Below are 2,466 nucleotides of genomic sequence, written 5' to 3'. Positions count from 1 at the left end.
TCAAGAACGGCAAGAACCCACTCCACCGTCTGAGCGAGGACCGCGTTGAACCCAACAAGCCACTCTGCTTCCAGCTATCGTGACCGTTTCGTCGGCCTGCAGATCCCAGTGCCGCTGCTTGGCGGCGGCCAACGTCCATACATCAACTTCGACAACGCCGCCTCCACCCCCCCGCTGCGCGTCGTGCGGGATGGCGTCAACGCCTTCCTCGACTACTACGCCAGCGTGCACCGCGGCACGGGCTACAAGTCCCAGCTGTCGACCTGGGCCTTCGAGCAGGCACGCCAGCGTTGCCTGCACTTCGTCGGGGCCGACCCTCACACCCACACCTGCGTCTTCGTCAAGAACACCACCGAGGCCATCAACAAGCTGTCCCGGCGCATGGGCCTGAGCCCTGAGGATGTGGTCCTGACCACGACGATGGAGCACCATTCGGACGACCTCCCCTGGCGGGCCGTCTGCCAGGTGCACCACGTCGGCCTGCTGGCCGATGGCCGCCTGGATGAACAGGACTACGACCGCCTGCTGGGTGAGCACCAGGGCGTGGTCCGGCTGGTGGCGGTCACCGGCGCCAGTAATGTCACTGGCTATCTCAACCCCCTGCACCGTCTGGCGCGCAAGGCGCACGCCGCCGGCGCCCTGATCCTGGCGGACTGCGCCCAGCTCGCCCCGCACCGCCCACTCGACATCCGGCCGGAGTCCGATCCCGAACACCTGGACTTCGTGGCCTTCAGCGCCCACAAGATGTACGCCCCGTACGGAACCGGAGCCCTGATCGGCCCCAAGGCATTCTTCGAGCTGGGAGTGCCCGACATGGTGGGAGGGGGAACGGTCGAGGTCGTGACGCTCGAGGAGGTTGCCTGGGCCGCGCCGCCGGATCGGGAGGAGGCCGGGTCACCCAATGTGGTGGGCGCCGTCGCCCTGGCGTTGGCGATCGGGGAACTGCAAGCCATTGGCCTTTCGACCGTTGCGGCGCACGAAGCGGAACTGACGGCCCACGCCCTCAAGCGTCTGGCACAGGTCCCGGGTCTGCGCCTTTTCGGCGACCGCGAGCCCGGCCACGCTGCGGAACGGCTGGGTGTGATCCCATTCAGCCTGGAGGGACGCTCACACTTCGAAGTCGCCGCGATCCTGGGGCACGAGCATGCGATCGGCGTGCGCAGCGGATGCTTCTGCGCTCATCCGTATGTGCTTCATCTGCTGGGGCTGGATCGCGAGCGGTCGGCGCAAGCCCGCCAGCGCATCCTCGAAGGCGATCGACGGGAGATGCCGGGCATGGTGCGCGCCAGTTTCGGACTGTACAACACCCTCGAGGAAGTTGACACTCTGGCCGATGCCCTTCAGGCAATCGCCCGCGGCGAGATTCGAGGCCGGTATCGGCAGGATCCGGAGTCGGGCGAGTACCTGCCGGAGAGGCCGCCGCTCGACTTCTCCTCGGTCCTGCCCGAGCTGGCCTAGGAGGCTAATTGAAAGGGCATGCCTCCTCAGAGTAACTTGCCTATGTGGTGGTTGGGGCTTCGCCCCAACCACCGCGTAGGCATTCTTCTTCACTGAGAAGAGCGTTCTTCATCAAGGTGCCAGGCCTGGGATCCCGCACAACGGACGGCCCCGGCGCGTAGGGCGCCGGGGCCGATGCGTTGGGCCAGCCTGTAAGCCGCGTTCTGTCCAGCGAGTCCTGCGGTTTACGGGGAAACCCCGTCTTCCCGCCACCCTCGCCTGGGCGACCATCCCTCTTGGCCATGGCGTTGCCGCCAGGCTCGAGCAGCCTACCCGGGGCTCAACGGTTGGGCACCCATCGCCCCTGCTTGGCCTTGCTCCGAGTGGGGGTTGCCTGTCCGCCGGCATTGCTGCCGGCGCCGGTGGTCTCTTACACCACCTTTTCACCCTGACCCTCGCCGTGAGGCGGGGCGGTTGTTTTCTGTGGCCCTATCCCCAGGTCTCCCTGCCCGGGTGTTACCCGGCACCCTGCCCGATGGAGCGCGGACTTTCCTCGGGCGGCTCTCGCCGTCCGCGGTCGCCCGGCCGACCCAGCCTTGCTTCCATCATACCGGGGAGCCGGAGCGGCGTCAACGCCGGCACCTTTGCCAGCCACCGCCGAGCGACAGGCGACCATGACTCCTGCCTCGACGGCGAGAGCCTTGCCAGCCTTGCCAGCCTTGCCGGGACCGGGGAATGGCACGCCTCCACCCCGGGGCCGCGCCCCATTGGAGGCGTCTGCCCGCCCGATCCGGTCTCGCCCTGCCTCGAGCTCGACCGGCCCCTCGGAGCAAGCATCTTCCCGCCATCTTGCCGGCAACCAAGGAGTGGGCAGCCATTGGGTGCAGTCTGGCAGCGGACCTCCGGACTGTCCAAGGCAATCCTTGGCCTGGCTGGCCTGCGAGCACGACCGATCGAGGGCAGCTGAGGCGGAGCTGCGTGCACCGGTGTTTGGCCGGCGCGGCGTTAACGCCGCGCAGACGGGCTTGT

1 protein-coding gene and 1 other RNA gene are annotated in these 2,466 nt (G+C 67.7%); one reads left to right on the top strand and one right to left on the bottom strand.

Going from position 1 to position 2,466, the window contains the following annotated elements; all coding sequences use genetic code 11:
* Positions 1-45: 45 nt before the first annotated feature.
* Positions 46-1,458, top strand: coding sequence for an aminotransferase class V-fold PLP-dependent enzyme (locus MUO23_03445; protein MCJ7512010.1), 1,413 nt, complete (start codon positions 46-48; stop codon positions 1,456-1,458).
* A gap of 176 nt (positions 1,459-1,634) precedes the next feature.
* Here MUO23_03445 and rnpB read toward each other — a convergent pair.
* Positions 1,635-2,030: RNase P RNA component class A (rnpB, locus tag MUO23_03440), an RNA gene on the bottom strand.
* Between the last annotated feature and the right edge of the window lie 436 nt (positions 2,031-2,466).

This window comes from Anaerolineales bacterium, assembly GCA_022866145.1.
Lineage (GTDB): Bacteria > Chloroflexota > Anaerolineae > Anaerolineales > E44-bin32 > PFL42.
Note: the sequence above shows the minus strand (reverse complement) of the source record. Positions and strands in the feature narration are given on the sequence as shown.